The sequence below is a fragment of the Kitasatospora sp. NPDC096204 genome (assembly GCF_044763205.1).
Taxonomy (GTDB): Bacteria; Actinomycetota; Actinomycetes; order Streptomycetales; family Streptomycetaceae; genus Kitasatospora.
The window spans coordinates 26,900-42,533 of record NZ_JBIWFT010000010.1; the positions used below are offsets into that span (position 1 = coordinate 26,900).

Genomic DNA, 15,634 nt, shown 5'->3' on the forward strand with positions numbered 1-15,634 from the left:
CGAGCGGTCCGAGCGGTTCCCGGAGGCCGGTTCCCCCACGGGGGGGCCGGCCTCCGGCCTGTCAGGGGCGCGGCCCGGCGAACTCGCGCAGCACGTCCACGTAGTGGGTGCCGAGGTCGACCCGGGTGATGTCGCGGGCACGGTACTTGGACGGCTTGGGGTACCAGCGGGCCTCCGGATCGACCTCGTGCAGCCGGAGCGAGCGGGGGCGCAGCTCGGCGACCGTACCGACCCGGCAGACGTCCGGATCGAGGACCTCGGTGTGCAGGGCGATCAGGCCGTATTCCGCCGAGGCGGCGGCGATCAGGCCGGACAGGTCGTCCAGCGGCAGCTCGGTGCCGGGCGCGGGGACCGGCCACAGGCCGCGGCCGCGCAGCGCGCTCACGGTCAGGGCCTCCGGGCCGCCCCGGTCGCGGCCCTTGTGCAGCGTGGGGGTGAGGACGGCGGTCCAGCCGTCGAGGCGGTGGTCGACGCAGTCGGCGAGCAGGGTCCAGACCGGGCCGGTGCCGAGGACGAAGCCCTCCAGCCGGTCGGCGCCGGGGAGCGTGCGGCGCAGCCGGACCAGCCGTCCCTCGGCCTGGGCACGGTCGAGCACGGCGCGGTCGCGGTTGTCCATGGGCGGAAGTCTGCCCTGGTCACAGGGGGCGGCGCAGCCGCTTTTCCTTCGGGGCGCGGGCTCAGGTCCGGTGTGGGCGCAGGGCGGCGCGGAGCCGGGCGTCGGGCAGGACGGCCGGGCCGTTCATGGCGACGGCGGTGAGCAGCTCGCGCTCCTCGTCGTCGGCCAGGCCGCGCTGGCGGGCCGGACGGACCTCGCGCAGCACCTCCTGGCCGATCGGGGAGGCCCACCGGGTGTACGGGTAGACGTCGACCCGGGCCATCAGCAGGGTGCCCGAGGTGAGCACCAGCGGCAGCGAGAACCAGGCGAGCGGGGCGAGGGTGTCGCCGCCGGTGAAGCCGCCGAGGGCCAGCGAGGCGGCCAGCAGCATCAGGGTGAGCAGCAGCGCGTGCCGGACCTGCCGGATCACCACCACGGTGTCGCGCTGCACCGGGGCCGGGGTGGCCAGTCCCGCCAGGGCGAGCCGGGCGCCGATCTCCAGCACGGTGGGGTGCTCGGCCATCGCCCGGCGCAGCTCGTCGGTCCGGCACTGGCCCTCGCGGCCGACGGTGGCGATCACCGCCCGCTCCAGGCGGCTGCGGCCCTTGGGGTCGACCACCGTGGTCCAGCCGGTGTGCGCCAGGTGCAGCCGCCCGCGGCCGGCCATCAGGACGAGGGCGAGTTCGACGACCCGGTCCGGGCCGCCGGCCAGGTAGGCGGTCTCGTACAGGCCGATGCCGACGGCTTCGGGGGGCCGCAGGCCGCTCCGGTCGGCGAGGGCATCGGCGGTGGCGGTCATCCGGATCAGTTGGAGGCAGGACAGGACCGCCGCGACACAGGCCGGAATGAGGAACAGCAACCACATGGGCTTGTTCTATGCCTGTGTCGACGGCGGGCGGAACGCTTCCCGGCCCGCGATACCGAACTGTGACGTCCGGCGGTGCCCCGGGGCCGGCCCGCGCACCCGCGTCCGGGGCGTCAGGAGCCGCAGCCGCCGCCGCAGCTGGACCCGCAGCTGGACGAGGACGACGAGCCGCAACCGGACGAACCGGAGCTGCAGGAGGAGGACGAGGAGCCGCAGCTGGACGAACCGCAGCCGGAACCGGAGGAGCCGGAGTCGGAGGACCCGCACCAGGAGGCGGAGCCGCCGTCGGACCCGGAGGAGCACGAGGAGCTCGACGTCGAGGACGAGGACGCCCCGGAGGCGTTCGCGGAGACCGCCTGCCGCACGGCCTCCTCCTCGGCCGCAGCGGCCAGCATCGCGGCCTCCAGCTCCTGGTCGTCCAGCCCGGCGGCGGCCAGCCCGCCGAGCGCCAGTGCGCCCAGCAGCGCGCCGCCGGCCAGCCGCGCCGGCATCCCGGAGTTGGGCGTCCACGGCGTGCCCCCCATCAGGGAGAGCTGGCGCTGCCCGGCCGGGGTGATCCGGCCCTTGACCGGCCGGGTGGCGAGCAGCGCGGTGAAGCCGCCGAGCAGCAGGAGGCCCGGAGTCCAGAGGTTCGGGCGCTGGTGCCCGGCGGCGCCGTCGTCGAGCAGCAGGGCGGCCACCGCGGAGGCGGCCACGACGAGCAGCGCGAGCCAGAGCAGCCGGCGGGCGGTGCGGGCGTGCCGCAGCCGCTCGGGGCGGCGCAGCAGGCCGCGGTCGGCGAGCCGGTCGCCGATCTCCTGGACGGCGGCGGAGCGCATCACGGTGTGGCGCAGTTCGCCGAGTCCTCGGCTCCCGGTCGGGCCGACGGCGTCGTGGACGGCCTTGTCCACGGCGTCGTACGGCTTGGCGCCGGTGAGCGTGACCAGGCCGGAGCGGCTGATCACGGCCTGCTCGTTCATGTGCATCCGGACCACGGCGGTGTCGAACACCCGCCCCGGTCCGCCGGACAGGAAGGCGGCGTCGAGCAGCGGCAGGCCGCGGCCGGGCAGGCCCTTGGCGTACCGGACCCGGCCGATCCGCCGGCGGGTCTGCGCGGCGTACAGGGCGGCGGCCGCCAGCAGGAGGGCCGGGACGACGAAGTAGCTGTTGTGCCACATGGATGGTTCCCCCGAGGTGGTGAAGGTTCGTCAGGGCGTTGCGGAGGCCGTCGGCCGCCGTCGGCGCAGCGCCCGGCGCAGGCGCGCGAGCGGCCCCGGCGGCCGTACGGGGGCCGGGTGGAGCCACTGCTCCAGGGCCCGGCGCCGTTCGTCCGCGAGCGGGCCGCCGTCGGCGAGCGCCCACTGGGCGAAGGCCCGGGCGTCGGCGCGGTAGCCGCCGGTCTGCGGGTGGGAGCGGGCGTAGTCGAGGAAGAGCGGCCCGTACTGCTCCCCGAGCGCGCGGGGCAGCTCCGGGGCCACCTTGGCGGCGGTGGACCGCCGCTTGGCGGCCAGGCCGGCCGACTGGGCGCGGACCTGGTGCCGGTCGAAGCCGGGCGGGACGGGGCCGCCGGCCACCAGGGCGGCCAGCAGCTCCTCCTGGCGCCGGGCCAGGCGCCGCCGGGCGGCGGCGAGGTCCTGGTCGGCGGCGGTCCGGCCCTCGTGCTCCGGTGTCGTCTTGTGCTCCGGTGTCGTGGTGTCGGTCATCGCCGGGCGCTCCCCTCCAGTACCCGGCGGATGGCGTCCAGCTCACCGGAGAGTTCGCTGGGCGGCGGGAAGTCGGCGTCCCGCTCCAGCAGGACCCCGGGCGGGGCGACCCGGGCGCAGAGTTCGGCCAGCACCTCCAGCACCGGTGCGGTGACGGGGTGGGCGTGGGTGTCGTGCCAGACGCCGTCGACCAGGGTGCCGCCCGCGACGTGGACGTAGGCGAGCGCCTCCAGCGGCAGACGGTTGAGTTCGGCGGCCGGGTCGATGCCGAGGTTGACCCGGTTGGTGTGCAGGTTGGCGACGTCGACCAGCAGCCGGACGCCGGTGCGCTCGACCAGCTCGGCGAGGAACTGGCCCTCGGTGAACTCGTCGTCCGGCCAGGCGAGCTGGGCGGCGACGTTCTCCAGGGCGAGCGGCACCGGCAGCCGGTCCTGGGCGATCCGGACGTTCTCGGCGATCACCCGCAGCGAGTCCCGGGTGCGGGGGACGGGCAGCAGGTGGCCGGCCTCCAGGCCGCCGGCCCGGACGAACGCGAGGTGCTCGGTGACCAGCGGGGAGCCGAGCGCCAGCGCGACCCCGGCGAGCCGGTCGAGGCGGCCGGGGTCGGGCAGGTCGGCGCCGCCGAGGCCGAGGCCGACGCCGTGCGGGACGACGGTGACGCCGCGTCCGCGCAGGACGGTCAGGGATTCGGGCAGGTGGTCGGCGCAGACGTTCTCGGCGACCACCTCGACCCAGTCCAGGCCGGGTTGGCGTTCGACCACGGTGTCGATCTCGCTGCGCCAGCCGAGGCCGATGCCCAGGCGGGGCGGGGCTTGCGGGCCCGCGGCCGCTCGGGGCGCGGTTCCCGGGGTCGAGGTGGTGGAGGCGGGCAGTTCCAGGGCAGGGGAAGTCATCGGTTCGCCCCCTTCGGAGGGCCGGATGGGAGGGCCGTCGACCGGTGCGGGCGTCGTCGCCGGAACCGCGCGGCCGTGCTGCTGAGAATGTCCCCGGGTGGGGTGGCTGCCAAGCCTCACCCGGTCTTCTCAGAGCATTATTTGAGCATGCCGCCCCGGGGGTGCGGGACTCCGGTCCCGGGTCCGGGCCGGCCCCGCGCTCGGGGCGCCCGGCCGGCGGGAAAATCGCGGGCGCCGGACGGGAGGGCGCGGCTAGCGTGGGAACCCATGACTTCTTCGAACGCGCACATGACGATCCGTGACTTCCGCCCCGAGGACGCCGAGGCCGTGGCCGCGGCCCACCGGGCCGGGCGCGAGCACCTGGTGCTCTCCGCGGAGACCCTGATCTGGCTGAACGCCCAGCCGAGTCCCGAGGAGCACTTCCGCACCTTCGTCGCCGAGCTGGACGGCCGGGTGGTCGGCGCGGTGCGCTGCGGGGTGGTGCTCGGGACGACGGCCCGGGGCATCGGCTACGCCAACGGCAGCGTGCTGCCCGCGTTCCGGCGGCACGGCGCGGCCACCGGGCTGCTGACCGCGGCCGAACGGCACCTGACCGGGCACGGGGTGACGGAGCTGCACACCTGGGTGGACGACGAGCCCGCCTCGCTGGCCTTCGCCACCGCCCGGGGCTACCGGCTCGGGCGCGCCATGCAGTTCGCCGGGCGGGACCTGGCGCTGCCGCTGCCGGCGGCGCCCGTACGGCCCGCCGGTGTCGAGCTGCGCCCGGCCGCCGACTGGGCGGCCGACCCGCACCCGGTGTTCCTGGTCGAGTCGGACGCCATCCTGGACGAGCCCGGCAGCGAAGTGCCGATGGACGCCTACGAGTACGAGGACTGGCTGCGCAACGACTGGACCCGGCCGGACCGGGACCTCGCCCTGAGCGTGGTCGCCGTGGTGGACGGCAGCCCGGCCGCGTTCAGCATGGCGCAGACCGACGGGCTGGGCCGTTACTGGTCCGCGTTCACCGCCTGCCGCCGGGAGTTCCGCGGCCGGGGACTGACCAAGCTGGCCAAGCTGGAGTCCCTGCGGCTCGCCGCCGCGGCCGGCCTGCGGCACGCGTACACCAGCAACGACACGACCAACGCGCCGATGCTGGCGATCAACGCGTGGCTGGGCTACGAGCGCTGCGCGGGGGAGCGCAAGGCGATCAAGCAGCTGAAGCAGCCCTCGGAGCAGGGGATCTGACGCTCAGGAACCGGGGCGGGGGCCGGGGTCACTTCGGCCAGATGTGGTCCAGACCACGTGGGGCGAAACGGGGCAGATCATCCCTCTTCGGGCGCGAAGTGGCTTGAACTGTAATAGTTTTGCTCCATTCCTGACACTGCATGGGCATAATCGCGCACATGATGATCAGCCGTGCGAACGTGAGCGCGATTGCCGAGGACCTGTACGTGTGGCTCCCGCCGAAGCGGGGCTGGGGCCTGGCCAACTGCGGGCTGCTGGCCTCGGAGACCACCGCGCTCTGGATCGACACGCCGTACGACCCCTCGATGGCCGGGGAGTTCCTCGCCGCGAGCCGGCGGCTGCTGCCGGACGGGGTCGGGATCGACCGGGTGGTCGTCACCCACGCCAACGGGGACCACCTGTGGGGCGCCGGGGTGCTGCCGGACGCCGAGGTGATCGCCACCCGCGAGGCACTGGAGCACATCCACTGGGAGCCCACCCCGAAGCAGCAGCACGCCCTGGTCGCGAACAGCGACCCGGACTCGCCGCTCGGCGGCTACCTGAAGGAGCACTTCGGGCGGTTCGACTGGTCCGGCACCGAGCCGGTGCGCCCCGACACCGTGTTCACCGGCGAGCTGGAACTGACCGTCGGCCGTCACCCGGTGCGGATCACCAGCCTGCCCGCCGCCCACACCGGTGGCGACCTGCTGGTCCACCTCCCGCACCAGCGCGCGGTGTTCACCGGCGACGTGATCTTCTCCTCGACGCCCGAGCAGCCCGGCGACCACCCCTCGCACTGGGCCGGACCGCTGGAGAACGTCATCGCCGCCTGCGAGCAGGCCCTCGCCACCGGCGCGGAGATCTTCGTGCCCGGCCACGGCCCGGTGCTCGACCGTGACGGCGTCCGGGAGCACATCGGCTACCTCGCCTACGTCCGCGAGCGCGCCCACGCCCTGCACGCCGCCGGGATACCCGCCCTCGACGCCGCCCGACGGGTGATCGCCGAGCAGCGTTACCCCGAACTCGGCCTGCCCGAGCGGCTGGTGATCACCATCGCGGCCGAGTACCGGCACCTGGACGGCTCGGCGGCCCCCGGCGCCCTGGAGGCCCTGGGTCAGGTCGCCATGGTGGCCCGGGAGCTGGCCGAGGACTCCGCCCGGGCCCCGCGCCCTCGCACCGTCCGGAACTGACCCGCCCGGCGCCGCCGCACCACCTGCCCGGCCCCGCCGCACCACCTGCCCGGCCCCGCCGCACCACCCGGTCCACCCCGCAAGCACTCCCGAGGACTTCGATGACGCTGATCGCGCTGATCGTCCTGGCGCTGGTCGCCGCCGTGGCCGCGGCCGTGCTCGCCCGCGGCCGGGCCCGGGCCCTCGCCCGGGCGACGGCCGCCGAGACCGCGCTCGGCCGGGGCGAGGAACGCACCCGTGCCACCGAGGGCAGGCTCGCCCGCGCCGAGCAGCAGCAGCGCGAGGCGCAGGACGCCGCCCGGCACTCCGCCGAGGAGGCCCGGCGGGAGCGGGAGCGCACCCGGGCCGCCGAGGACAGCGTCCGCGAAGCCCAGGAGACGGCCCGGCAGGCGCAGGCCGACGTCCGGGAGGCCGTGCAGCAGGGCGACGCCGCGACCGCCCGCGCCGAGCGCGCCGAGCACGCGCTCGCCGCCGCCGAGGCGCGGGGCGCCGCGCTGCTCGCCGAGATCGGCCACCTCGCCCAGGAGCGGGTCGCCGCCACCGCCGTACGGCTCACCCACGCCAACGCCCCGCTGGTCGGCCCGCTGGACCCGCAGGCCGTCGGCCCCGAGGCGGTCCAGGCGCTGCAGGCCGTCCTGGACGCCGCGCTCGCCGCCCTCGCCGACGAGCGCGAGCGGGTGGACGCCGCCGCCCGTGCCGCCATGCGCGGAGCCACCTCCCGGATCCAGACCCTGCTGTACCAGATCCAGAGCCTGGTCCAGCAGCTCCAGCACGAGAACGACGACCCCCGGCTGCTGGAGGTCGACTTCCGCAACGAGGTCGCGCTGCGCCGGATCCAGACCGTCGCGGTGCTCTGCGAGGCCTGGCCGGGCCTGGCCCGCACCGACTCGCCGCTCGCCGAGGTGGTCGTCGGGGCACTCTCCCGGGTGCCCGGCTACGCCCGCATCAAGGTCGCCAACCATCTGCGCGAGCAGCACCTCGCCGTGGTCGCCAGGGCCGCCGAGCCGATCGCCGTCACCATCGCCGAACTGCTCGCCAACGCCACCGCCTACTCCCATCCGGAGACCGACGTCCCGGTCACCGTCCAGCAGGGCGGCCGCGGCGCGCTGGTGATCATCGACGACAGCGGCATCGGCATGGACGAGGACCAGCTGCGCCGCGCCCGCCGACTGCTGGCCGGCCCGCCCGACCTGCTGCTCACCGAACTCGGCAACCCGCCCAAGGCCGGCTTCGCGGTGATCGGCAAGCTGGCCCGCCAGTACGGCTTCTCCTGCCACATCGAGCCCTCGCCGTACGGCGGCATGCGGACCATCCTGCGCATCCCGGCCGCGCTGGTGACCGTCGTGGACGACGAGCGGCAGCTGTCGGTGCTCACCCCGCTGCCGCTACGGCCCGGCCCGGCCCCGGCGCCCACCGTCGCGGCCGTCCCGCCGATGCGCGACGCGGACGAGCAGGACGGACCGCGGCTCGCCGACCGCCACGACCGGCCTGGCCCGCACCCGGCCCCGGCGATCCGGGTGGTGCCGGACCCGGTCGCGGACGGCCCGGAAGGCGACGAGCCGGCGGCCGGTCCGACGGACGGTGCGCCCGCGGTGGACGCCCCCGCGGACGAGGCACCCGTGGTCGACGACGGCACCGGCCTGCCGACCAGGCGCCGCCGCCGTCCGCTGGCCGCGGAGCGCCCGGCCGCCGCCGCGGAGCCCGCCCCCGCCCCCGTGGCCGACCGCACCCCCGAGCGGGCCGCCGCCCACTGGCAGGCGCTGCAGCGGGGCACCGACTCCGGCCGGGCCGCCGTGGCCCGGGCCGCACGCGAGGAGGCCGCCGGCGCCGCGCCCGGCCCGGCCGCTCCCCGACACAGCGACAGCACCACCGGCACCACCGGCACGACCGACACGGACATCAGCAGCACCGGCACGACCGGCACGGACACCAGCGGCACCGGCCGCACCCGCACCTCCGGCGACACCGCCGCCGACCACGACCCCGGCGCCCGGGGCGCCGGTCCGACCTTAGAAGGAGCAGAGCAGTGAGCAGCACGCCCAGCCCGACCACCACCGACGAGATCTCGTGGGTGCTGACCCCGCTGCTGGAGCTGCCGGGGGTGCTGCACGCGGTCATCGCCACCGGGGACGGCCTGGTCGAGGGCGCCTCGGACGGCCTGGAGCGGGCCTCGGCCGAGCGGGTCGCCGCGATGACCGCCACCGTGCACGCCGCCGCCCGCGCCTTCACCGCCGCGTTCACCGACGTCGAGCGGCCCCGGCTGGCCCAGACCGTGGTGGAGTCCGACCTCGGCTACGCCGTCGTGGTGCCCGCCGGGGAGAACACCTCGCTCGCCGTCTTCACCTCGCCGGAAGCCCAACTCGGCAACGTGGCCTACCAGATGCAGCTGCAGGTCGCCGCCCTCGGTCGCGCGCTCGCGAGCCCGACCCGGCGGCAGGACGACGACGAGCGGTCATGACCGCCACCCCCCGCAGGCGGATGGTGCCCGCCTACCTGGCCACCGGCGGCCGCACCCGCCCCGGCACCAAGGGCTTCGAGCGGCTGACCGTGCTGTTCGCCGACCGCGCCGACCCGCCGAACGCACTCGAACCCGAACACCGCCGGCTGTGGGAACTGCTGCGACCGGGCGCGCTCACCGTGGTGGAGGCCGCCGCGCACCTGAGACTGCCGGTCAGCGCCACCGTCTTCCTCGCGGCCGACCTGGTCGAGGCGGGCTGCCTGCACGCCCGCGCGCCGATCCCGCGCGCCCAGCAGACCGACCGCTCCATCGTCGAGAGGCTCCTCGTTGGACTCCGTGCGCTCCGGTGACCCGGCCGGCCGGCCGGGCCCGGAAGACCAGAGCCGGGTGGGCTACCTGCCCGACCAGGACCAGACGCTGATGAAACTGGTGGTGGCCGGCCCGTTCGGGGTCGGCAAGACCACCCTCATCCGCACCCTCTCCGAGATCGCCACCCTGCACACCGAGGAGGCGATGACCGAGACCGGCCGTCCGGTGGACGACCTGGCCGGCGTGCCCGAGAAGGTCACCACCACCGTCGCCGTCGACTTCGGCCGGCTCACCCTGCCCGGCAACGTCGTGCTCTACATGTTCGGCACCCCCGGCCAGCGCCGCTTCTTCCCGCTCTGGCGGGACATCGCCCGCGGCGCCGTGGGCGCCCTGGTGCTCGCCGACACCCGACGGCTGGCCGACTCCTTCGAGATCATGGACATGGTCGAGGAGCAGGGCCTGCCGTACGCCGTCGCCGTCAACCGCTTCCCGGACGCACCGGACCACCCGGTCGACGTGCTGCGCACCCACCTGGACCTGCACGCCGCCACCCCGCTGCTGCTCTGCGACGCCCGGGACCGCGACAGCAGCCTGGACGCGCTGATCGCGCTGGCCGAGCACGTCCTGGACTCCCTGCCCGCGGCGCCCGCCGCCCCCGCCCCACCGGAGCAGCCGTGACCGCCGAGTCCCGCCCGACCCCGATCCACGGCCCGGTCTTCGCCGCCGATCCCCAGCTGGTCTACGAGCGGCTGCGGCGGCACGGGGCGGTCGCCCCGGTGGAGATCGCCCCCGGCGTCGAGGCCCTGCTGGTCACCGACTACCAGGCCGCGCTGGACCTGCTGCGCGACACCGACACCTTCTCCAAGGACTCCCGGGTCTGGCAGCACAACCTGCCGCCGGACTCCCCGCTGATGCCGATGCTCGGCTACCGTCCGACCGCGCTGTTCAGCGACGGGGAGACGCACGCGCGCTACCGGGCGGTGATCACCGACGCCCTCGCGCTGTTCGAACCGCACCGGCTCCAGCGCCAGGTCGCCGGGACCGCGCACCGGCTGATCGACCGCTTCGCCGCCGTCGGGCGGGCCGACCTGATCGCCGAGTACGCCCGCCAGCTGCCCGCCTTCGTGCTGACCACCTGGTTCGGCGTGCCCGAGGCGCAGCACGCCGAGATGGTGGCCGCGATCACCGGGCTGATCGAGTCCACCGAACAGGCGGGCGCCGCGTACGGGAAGCTCCTCGCGGTGGTCACCGCGATGGTCGCCGAGCGCCGCGAGCGCCCCCGGCACGACCTCACCTCCTGGTACGTCACCCACCCGGTCGGGCTGGACGACGACGAGGTGATCCGGCAGATCACCCTGACCCTGATCGCCGGACACGAGCCGACCACCAACCTGATCGGCAACGCCCTGCTGCGCCTGCTCACCGACGCCCGCTACGCCGGCTCGCTGTTCGGCGGTGCGATGACCGCCCACCAGGCGATCGACGAGGTGCTCTGGCACGCGCCGCCGATGGCCAACTTCTCGGCCCACTACCCGCGCTACGACATCACCTTCCACGGCCGCGAGATCGAGGCGGGCTCGCTGATGCTGGTCTCGTACGCGGCCGCCAACTCCCAGGCCGCGCCGGCCGCCGAGGACAGCGGGCCGCGCGGCGGCGAGAGCGCCCACCTGGCCTGGGCGGCCGGCCCGCACGCCTGTCCGGCCCGGGACCCGGCCCTGCTGATCGCGATCACCGCGATCGAGCAGCTGGGCAGCCGCCTCAGCGACCTCGAACTGGCCACGCCCGCCGAGGACCTGCTCTGGCGCCCGGGCCCGTTCCACCGGGCGCTGATGCACCTGCCGGTCCGCTTCCAGCCGGTCGAGGGGTAGCGCGCGAGAGGCAGTGCGCGAGGGCAGCGCGAAGGCCCGGACACCCTCGGGGTGCCCGGGCCCTCGCGTACGCCGTTACTCGGCCGGCTTCAGCGTCAGCGAGACGCTGTTGATGCAGTAGCGCTGGTCGGTCGGCGTGCCGTAGCCCTCGCCCTCGAAGACGTGCCCGAGGTGCCCGCCGCACTTCGCGCAGCGCACCTCGACCCGGCGCATGCCGAGCGAGGTGTCCTCGATGTACTGGACCCGGTCCCCGGCCAGCGGCGCGTAGTAGGACGGCCAGCCGCAGTGGCTGTCGAACTTGGTCTCGGAGCTGAACAGCTCGGACCCGCAGGCCCGGCAGCTGTAGACACCGACCGTCTTGGTGTCGGTGTACTCACCGGTGAAGGGGCGCTCGGTGCCCGCCTCGCGGAGCACGTGGTACTCCTCGGGGCTGAGCTGGGCGCGCCACTCGGCCTCGGTCTTCTCGATCTCGTAGCTCATCTCACGGCTCCCGGTCGCGGCGTACGTCGGACGGACGTGGGTCAGACGTTGGATGCAACGTTCGCGAGGTGCGTCAGGCCTCCCTCGATATGGTCAAGGATGGCCGGGCCGAGGTTGGTGACGTCCCCCGCGCCCATGGTGAGCAGCAGGTCGCCCGGGCGGGCGAGGCCGGCCAGCAGGGCGGGGGCCGCGGCGAAGGAGTGCTCGGCGGTGACCTCGGCGCCGGCCCGGCGGGCCGCGTCGATGATCAGCTCGCTGGTCACGCCGGGGATCGGGTCCTCGCGGGCCGGGTAGATGTCCAGCACGACCGAGGAGTCGGCCAGTGCCAGGGCCCGGCCCATCTCCTCGGAGAGCTGCTGGGTGCGGCTGAACAGGTGCGGCTGGAAGACCACCAGCACCCGGCCGCCGCCGGTCAGGCCCTCCCGGATCGCCTCCAGGTCGGCGGTCATCTCGGTGGGGTGGTGGGCGTAGGAGTCGATCACCTGGACCCCGCCGGCCTCGCCCTTGAGCTGGAGGCGGCGGCGCACGCCGGTGTAGGCGCCGAGCGCCTTGGCCAGGTCGGCGGCCGGGACGCCCAGCGCGACGCCGGCGGCCAGCGCGGCCACCGCGTTGTGGGCGTAGTGCCGGCCGGGCACCGAGACGGTGAAGGCCAGCTCGGCGCCGTCCAGCAGCACGGTGACCTCGCTGGTCATGCCGTGGGCGACCACCGAGAGCACCCGCAGGTCGGCGTCCTCGGCAGAGCCGACCGTCACCACGTTCAGGCCCTCGCGGCCGGCCACCCGGGAGGTGAGCTCGCGGGCGCCGTCGTGGTCGGCCGAGACCACCAGGGTGCCGCCGGGGACGATCCGGCCGACGAAGGTCTCGAAGGACTCGTAGATCTCCTCGATCGAGGCGTAGTTGGCGTGGTGGTCCAGCTCCACGTTGAGCACGATCGCCACCTCGGGCGCGTACTTGTGGAAGCTGCGGTCGCTCTCGTCGGCCTCGGCGACGAAGATCTCGCCGGTGCCGTGGTGGGCGTTGGAGCCGGGGGCGTCGAGGTCGCCGCCGATCGCGTAGGACGGGTCCAGGCCCAGCTCGCCGAGGGCGACGGCGAGCATGCTCGTGGTGGTGGTCTTGCCGTGGGTGCCGGCCACCGCCAGCGCCCTGCGGCCGCCCATCAGCGCGGCCAGCGCGTCGGAGCGGTGCACCACCGGGATGCCGCGCTCGTGGGCGGCGACCAGCTCGGGGTTGTCGGCGCGGATCGCGCTGGAGACGACCACGCTGCTGGTGCCGTCCGGAACGTGCTCGGCGGCGTGGCCGACGTGCACGGTGGCGCCGAGGGCGCGCAGCGCGAGGACGGTCTCGGACTCCTTGGAGTCGCTGCCGGAGACGCTGGCCCCGCGCACGGCGAGGATCTTCGCCAGGCCGGACATCCCGGCGCCGCCGATGCCGATGAAGTGCGGGGCGTGCAGGTCGTGCGCGGCGTCGTTCAAGGCGTGGCTCCGTACGGGCGGGGGCAGACAGGTCGGGCGGACGGGACGGGAAGACGGAATCGTCCTCGCGGGCGGACCGCAAGGACGATTCTGCACCACCACCGGGCGGGGCTAGGAGTCGCTGGCGAACAGCCTGAGCACCGGGACCCCCACCTTGTGCCGGGCCTGGGAGGCCCAGTCGCGGTGGAAGAACTCCTCGACGAAGTGCGGCGAGGTGAGCACCACCACCTCGTCCGCCCGCTGCTCCTCGACGACCGCGCGCAGCCGCTCCAGCGGCTTCTCCTCCACCAGCTCGCCCACCGCCGCGGCCCCGGCCGTGCGCAGGTGGCGCAGGCTGTGCTCCAGCGACTCGGTGGCCACCGTCGGGCCGCTCTCGGACTCGTCGTGCTCGTGCACCACCTTGTCGAGGTGGCCGAGGGCGACGTCGTCGAGCGCCCGCAGCAGTTCGTCCTGCCTGCCGCGTGGCTGCATCAGGACGACGAAGGACACCTCCTCCTCGCCGTGGAGCGTGGTGACGAGTTCCACGTCCGCGTCCGAGAGAGCTTTTTCGATCATCAGTACCGTCTTGAACACGTGAGTCCCTTCCAGTGGCCGGCCCCCGGGCCCCGGCATCGCATAACGGGCTCACGATCAGGGGGTCACGGGGTCATCCGAACCCGGGCGACGCAGGTAGCGGGTGAAGAGGAAACCTTTCTGCTCGATCAATGAGACCAGCCGCATCCGCTGCACGTCCGGCATTTGCGCATCGTGGAGGATGCGCGGCGCGTCGCCGCCGGTGAGCAGCGGGGCCAGCGACAGGCACAGCTCGTCCAGCAGGCCGGCCGCCGCGAGCTGCCCCAGCAGGCGCGGGCCGCCCTCGGTCAGCAGCCGGGTCCAGCCCCGCGCGGCCAGCGCCGCCACGCCCGCCCGCAGGTCCACCGCGCCGGTTCCGGCGAGCACCAGGTCGGCCACCTCGGCGACCGCCCGGCGGCGCTCCTCGGAGGCGTCCTCGGTGGTGATCACCACCGTCCTGACCAGCGGTTCGGTGAACAGCGGAGCCGTCAGGTCCAGCTGCAGCGAGCGGCTCACCACGGCGATCGCCGGGGCGGGCGCCTGCCCGGCCGCCGTTCGGGCCGCCGCGAACTCCCTACGCGCCCTGGCAGGCCGGTAACCCTCGGCGCGGACCGTCTCCGCGCCCACCAGTACCACGTCCGACAGTGCCCGCAGCACCCCGAAGATCCGCTTGTCGGCGTCGCCGGAGAGGCCCTCGGAGAGCCCGTCCAGCCTGGCCCCGCCGTCCAGGCCGGACACCATGTTGGCGCGCAGCCAGGGGCGCCCCTGATTCACCTGTTCGGGGTACGCGTACACGGCGGCGAGCGATTCCAGTGCGGCCGGATCCTCGAGCCGCCCGTCCAGCGGGCTGATCAACTGTTGCATGTCCTCAGTCTTCCACCGCGGCCCCTGCGCCGTCCGGGGCCGCGGGCCCCGCGTCAGGACCCGTGCGTCGTTCGGACGGCTCACCCGGCAGGCGTACCCTCTACTGATGTGCCCGCAGCCTCCCACTCCGCAACCGCGCCCGAGCCGATAACCGCCGCACCCGTGTCCGGCTCCCCGATCGCGCTCACCGACCGTCGTCCCGTGGTGCCCGCCGAGCGGCTGGTCGCCGAGATGGTCCCGCCGCCCCGGTTCGCCGACGTGAGCTTCGGGACGTACATCCCGGACCCGACCCAGCCGAGCCAGTACGAGGCCGTCCAGGTCCTGGAGCAGTTCGCGGCCACCCTCGGTGGAGGAAACGGTTCCGCGCCCAAGCGCAGCTGGTTCCGCCGCTCCGCCCCCGCGCCCACCGGCCCGGCCGGGGTCTACCTCGACGGCGGCTACGGCGTCGGCAAGACCCACCTGCTCGCCTCGCTCTGGCACACCGCCCCCGGCCCCAAGGCCTTCGGCACCTTCGTCGAGCTGACCAACCTGGTCGGCGCGCTCGGCTTCCAGCAGGCCGTGCGGACCCTCTCCGGGCACACCCTGCTCTGCATCGACGAGTTCGAGCTGGACGACCCGGGCGACACCGTGCTGGTCTCCACCCTGCTCGGCCGGCTGGTCGACAACGGCGTGAAGCTGTGCGCCACCTCGAACACCCTGCCGGAGAAGCTCGGCGAGGGCCGCTTCGCCGCCGCCGACTTCCTGCGCGAGATCCAGGGCCTGTCCGCGCACTTCCGCCCGATGCGGATCGACGGCCAGGACTACCGCCACCGCGGCCTGCCGGACGCCCCGCCGCCGTACACCGACGAGGCCGTCGCGGACGCCGCGGGCCGCACCCCCGGCGCCTCGCTGGACGACTTCGACGCCCTGCTCGCCCACCTCTCCGCCGTCCACCCCAGCCGCTACGGCGCGCTGCTGGACGACGTCACCGCGGTCTGCCTGCGCGGCGTCAAGCAGGTCGACGACCAGTCCACCGCGCTGCGCCTGGTCGTGCTGGCCGACCGGATGTACGACCGCGAGCTGCCGATCACCGCCTCCGGCCTGCCCTTCGACCGGGTCTTCCCGGAGGAGATGCTGCGCGGCGGCTACCGGAAGAAGTACCTGCGCGCCATCTCCCGCCTGGTCGCCCTCGCCCGGGACAGCGCCAGGTAGGACCCGCTTGTC

General features: G+C 74.8%; 15 protein-coding genes and 1 pseudogene. 8 read left to right on the forward strand and 8 right to left on the reverse strand.

Features of this window, described 5'->3' with window-relative positions:
- Positions 1 to 61: 61 nt before the first annotated feature.
- From ACIQ87_RS13020 to ACIQ87_RS13035, 4 genes and pseudogenes are all read right to left on the reverse strand, one after another.
- Positions 62 to 616: a hypothetical protein gene (locus tag ACIQ87_RS13020; RefSeq protein WP_402405514.1), complete on the reverse strand. Its 555-nt coding sequence runs from the start codon at positions 614 to 616 to the stop codon at positions 62 to 64.
- Between the two features lie 61 nt (positions 617 to 677).
- The gene (locus tag ACIQ87_RS13025) at positions 678 to 1,460 is read right to left on the reverse strand and encodes a TIGR04222 domain-containing membrane protein (protein ID WP_402405515.1); all 783 of its coding nucleotides are present in this window, start codon (positions 1,458 to 1,460) and stop codon (positions 678 to 680) included.
- 113 nt (positions 1,461 to 1,573) lie between these two features.
- Complete coding sequence (locus ACIQ87_RS13030; RefSeq protein ID WP_402405517.1) at positions 1,574 to 2,617, reverse strand: TIGR04222 domain-containing membrane protein; 1,044 nt, start codon at positions 2,615 to 2,617, stop codon at positions 1,574 to 1,576.
- Between the two features lie 30 nt (positions 2,618 to 2,647).
- Positions 2,648 to 3,942 (reverse strand): annotated as a pseudogene (locus tag ACIQ87_RS13035) (DUF692 family multinuclear iron-containing protein).
- A 360-nt stretch (positions 3,943 to 4,302) separates the two neighbouring features.
- On the opposite strand from ACIQ87_RS13035, the gene ACIQ87_RS13040 reads away from it, so the two are divergent.
- From ACIQ87_RS13040 to ACIQ87_RS13070, 7 genes are all read left to right on the forward strand, one after another.
- A complete protein-coding gene (locus tag ACIQ87_RS13040) occupies positions 4,303 to 5,259 on the forward strand; it encodes a GNAT family N-acetyltransferase (RefSeq protein ID WP_402405519.1) in 957 nt (318 codons plus the stop codon).
- 158 nt (positions 5,260 to 5,417) lie between these two features.
- Positions 5,418 to 6,428 carry an MBL fold metallo-hydrolase gene (locus ACIQ87_RS13045; protein ID WP_402405520.1) on the forward strand — a complete coding sequence of 337 codons (1,011 nt, stop codon included), beginning with the start codon at positions 5,418 to 5,420 and terminating at the stop codon, positions 6,426 to 6,428.
- Positions 6,429 to 6,529: 101 nt separating this feature from the next.
- Entirely contained in the window at positions 6,530 to 8,458 is a 1,929-nt protein-coding gene (locus ACIQ87_RS13050) for an ATP-binding protein (protein ID WP_402405522.1), read from the forward strand.
- Positions 8,455 to 8,886 carry a roadblock/LC7 domain-containing protein gene (locus ACIQ87_RS13055; protein ID WP_392878565.1) on the forward strand — a complete coding sequence of 144 codons (432 nt, stop codon included), beginning with the start codon at positions 8,455 to 8,457 and terminating at the stop codon, positions 8,884 to 8,886. Before ACIQ87_RS13050 ends, ACIQ87_RS13055 begins: the two co-directional genes overlap by 4 nt.
- A complete protein-coding gene (locus ACIQ87_RS13060; protein WP_402405524.1) occupies positions 8,883 to 9,236 on the forward strand; it encodes a DUF742 domain-containing protein in 354 nt (117 codons plus the stop codon). The genes ACIQ87_RS13055 and ACIQ87_RS13060 overlap by 4 nt, the downstream gene beginning before the upstream one ends.
- Before the next feature lie 70 nt (positions 9,237 to 9,306).
- Positions 9,307 to 9,873 (forward strand): GTP-binding protein, encoded by a 567-nt coding sequence (locus ACIQ87_RS13065; protein ID WP_402405796.1) that lies wholly within the window; start codon positions 9,307 to 9,309, stop codon positions 9,871 to 9,873.
- Entirely contained in the window at positions 9,870 to 11,063 is a 1,194-nt protein-coding gene (locus ACIQ87_RS13070) for a cytochrome P450 (protein WP_402405526.1), read from the forward strand. Before ACIQ87_RS13065 ends, ACIQ87_RS13070 begins: the two co-directional genes overlap by 4 nt.
- A 75-nt stretch (positions 11,064 to 11,138) precedes the next feature.
- Here ACIQ87_RS13070 and msrB read toward each other — a convergent pair whose 3' ends face one another.
- The 4 genes from msrB to ACIQ87_RS13090 form a co-directional block, all read right to left on the reverse strand.
- Positions 11,139 to 11,543, reverse strand: coding sequence for a peptide-methionine (R)-S-oxide reductase MsrB (msrB, locus tag ACIQ87_RS13075; protein WP_392878559.1), 405 nt, complete (start codon positions 11,541 to 11,543; stop codon positions 11,139 to 11,141).
- 41 nt (positions 11,544 to 11,584) lie between these two features.
- Positions 11,585 to 13,015 (reverse strand): UDP-N-acetylmuramate--L-alanine ligase, encoded by a 1,431-nt coding sequence (gene murC / locus ACIQ87_RS13080; RefSeq protein ID WP_402405528.1) that lies wholly within the window; start codon positions 13,013 to 13,015, stop codon positions 11,585 to 11,587.
- A 111-nt stretch (positions 13,016 to 13,126) separates the two neighbouring features.
- Positions 13,127 to 13,588 (reverse strand): indole-3-glycerol phosphate synthase, encoded by a 462-nt coding sequence (locus ACIQ87_RS13085; RefSeq protein ID WP_392878555.1) that lies wholly within the window; start codon positions 13,586 to 13,588, stop codon positions 13,127 to 13,129.
- Positions 13,589 to 13,645: 57 nt separating this feature from the next.
- Positions 13,646 to 14,431: a pyrimidine reductase family protein gene (locus ACIQ87_RS13090; protein WP_402405530.1), complete on the reverse strand. Its 786-nt coding sequence runs from the start codon at positions 14,429 to 14,431 to the stop codon at positions 13,646 to 13,648.
- A gap of 147 nt (positions 14,432 to 14,578) precedes the next feature.
- On the opposite strand from ACIQ87_RS13090, the gene zapE reads away from it, so the two are divergent.
- On the forward strand, positions 14,579 to 15,622 hold the full coding sequence (zapE, locus tag ACIQ87_RS13095; RefSeq protein WP_402405798.1) for a cell division protein ZapE: 1,044 nt from the start codon (positions 14,579 to 14,581) through the stop codon (positions 15,620 to 15,622).
- The last annotated feature ends 12 nt before the right edge of the window (positions 15,623 to 15,634 follow it).

Bases quoted from the DNA above. Each gene is read 5' to 3' on its own strand.
- ACIQ87_RS13020 (WP_402405514.1), bottom strand. From the start codon at position 616: ATGGACAACCGCGACCGCGCCGTGCTCGACCGTGCCCAGGCCGAGGGA.
- ACIQ87_RS13025 (WP_402405515.1), bottom strand. From the start codon at position 1,460: ATGTGGTTGCTGTTCCTCATTCCGGCCTGTGTCGCGGCGGTCCTGTCC.
- ACIQ87_RS13030 (WP_402405517.1), bottom strand. From the start codon at position 2,617: ATGTGGCACAACAGCTACTTCGTCGTCCCGGCCCTCCTGCTGGCGGCC.
- ACIQ87_RS13040 (WP_402405519.1), top strand. From the start codon at position 4,303: ATGACTTCTTCGAACGCGCACATGACGATCCGTGACTTCCGCCCCGAG.
- ACIQ87_RS13045 (WP_402405520.1), top strand. From the start codon at position 5,418: ATGATGATCAGCCGTGCGAACGTGAGCGCGATTGCCGAGGACCTGTAC.
- ACIQ87_RS13050 (WP_402405522.1), top strand. From the start codon at position 6,530: ATGACGCTGATCGCGCTGATCGTCCTGGCGCTGGTCGCCGCCGTGGCC.
- ACIQ87_RS13060 (WP_402405524.1), top strand. From the start codon at position 8,883: ATGACCGCCACCCCCCGCAGGCGGATGGTGCCCGCCTACCTGGCCACC.
- ACIQ87_RS13065 (WP_402405796.1), top strand. From the start codon at position 9,307: ATGAAACTGGTGGTGGCCGGCCCGTTCGGGGTCGGCAAGACCACCCTC.
- msrB (WP_392878559.1), bottom strand. From the start codon at position 11,543: ATGAGCTACGAGATCGAGAAGACCGAGGCCGAGTGGCGCGCCCAGCTC.
- ACIQ87_RS13090 (WP_402405530.1), bottom strand. From the start codon at position 14,431: ATGCAACAGTTGATCAGCCCGCTGGACGGGCGGCTCGAGGATCCGGCC.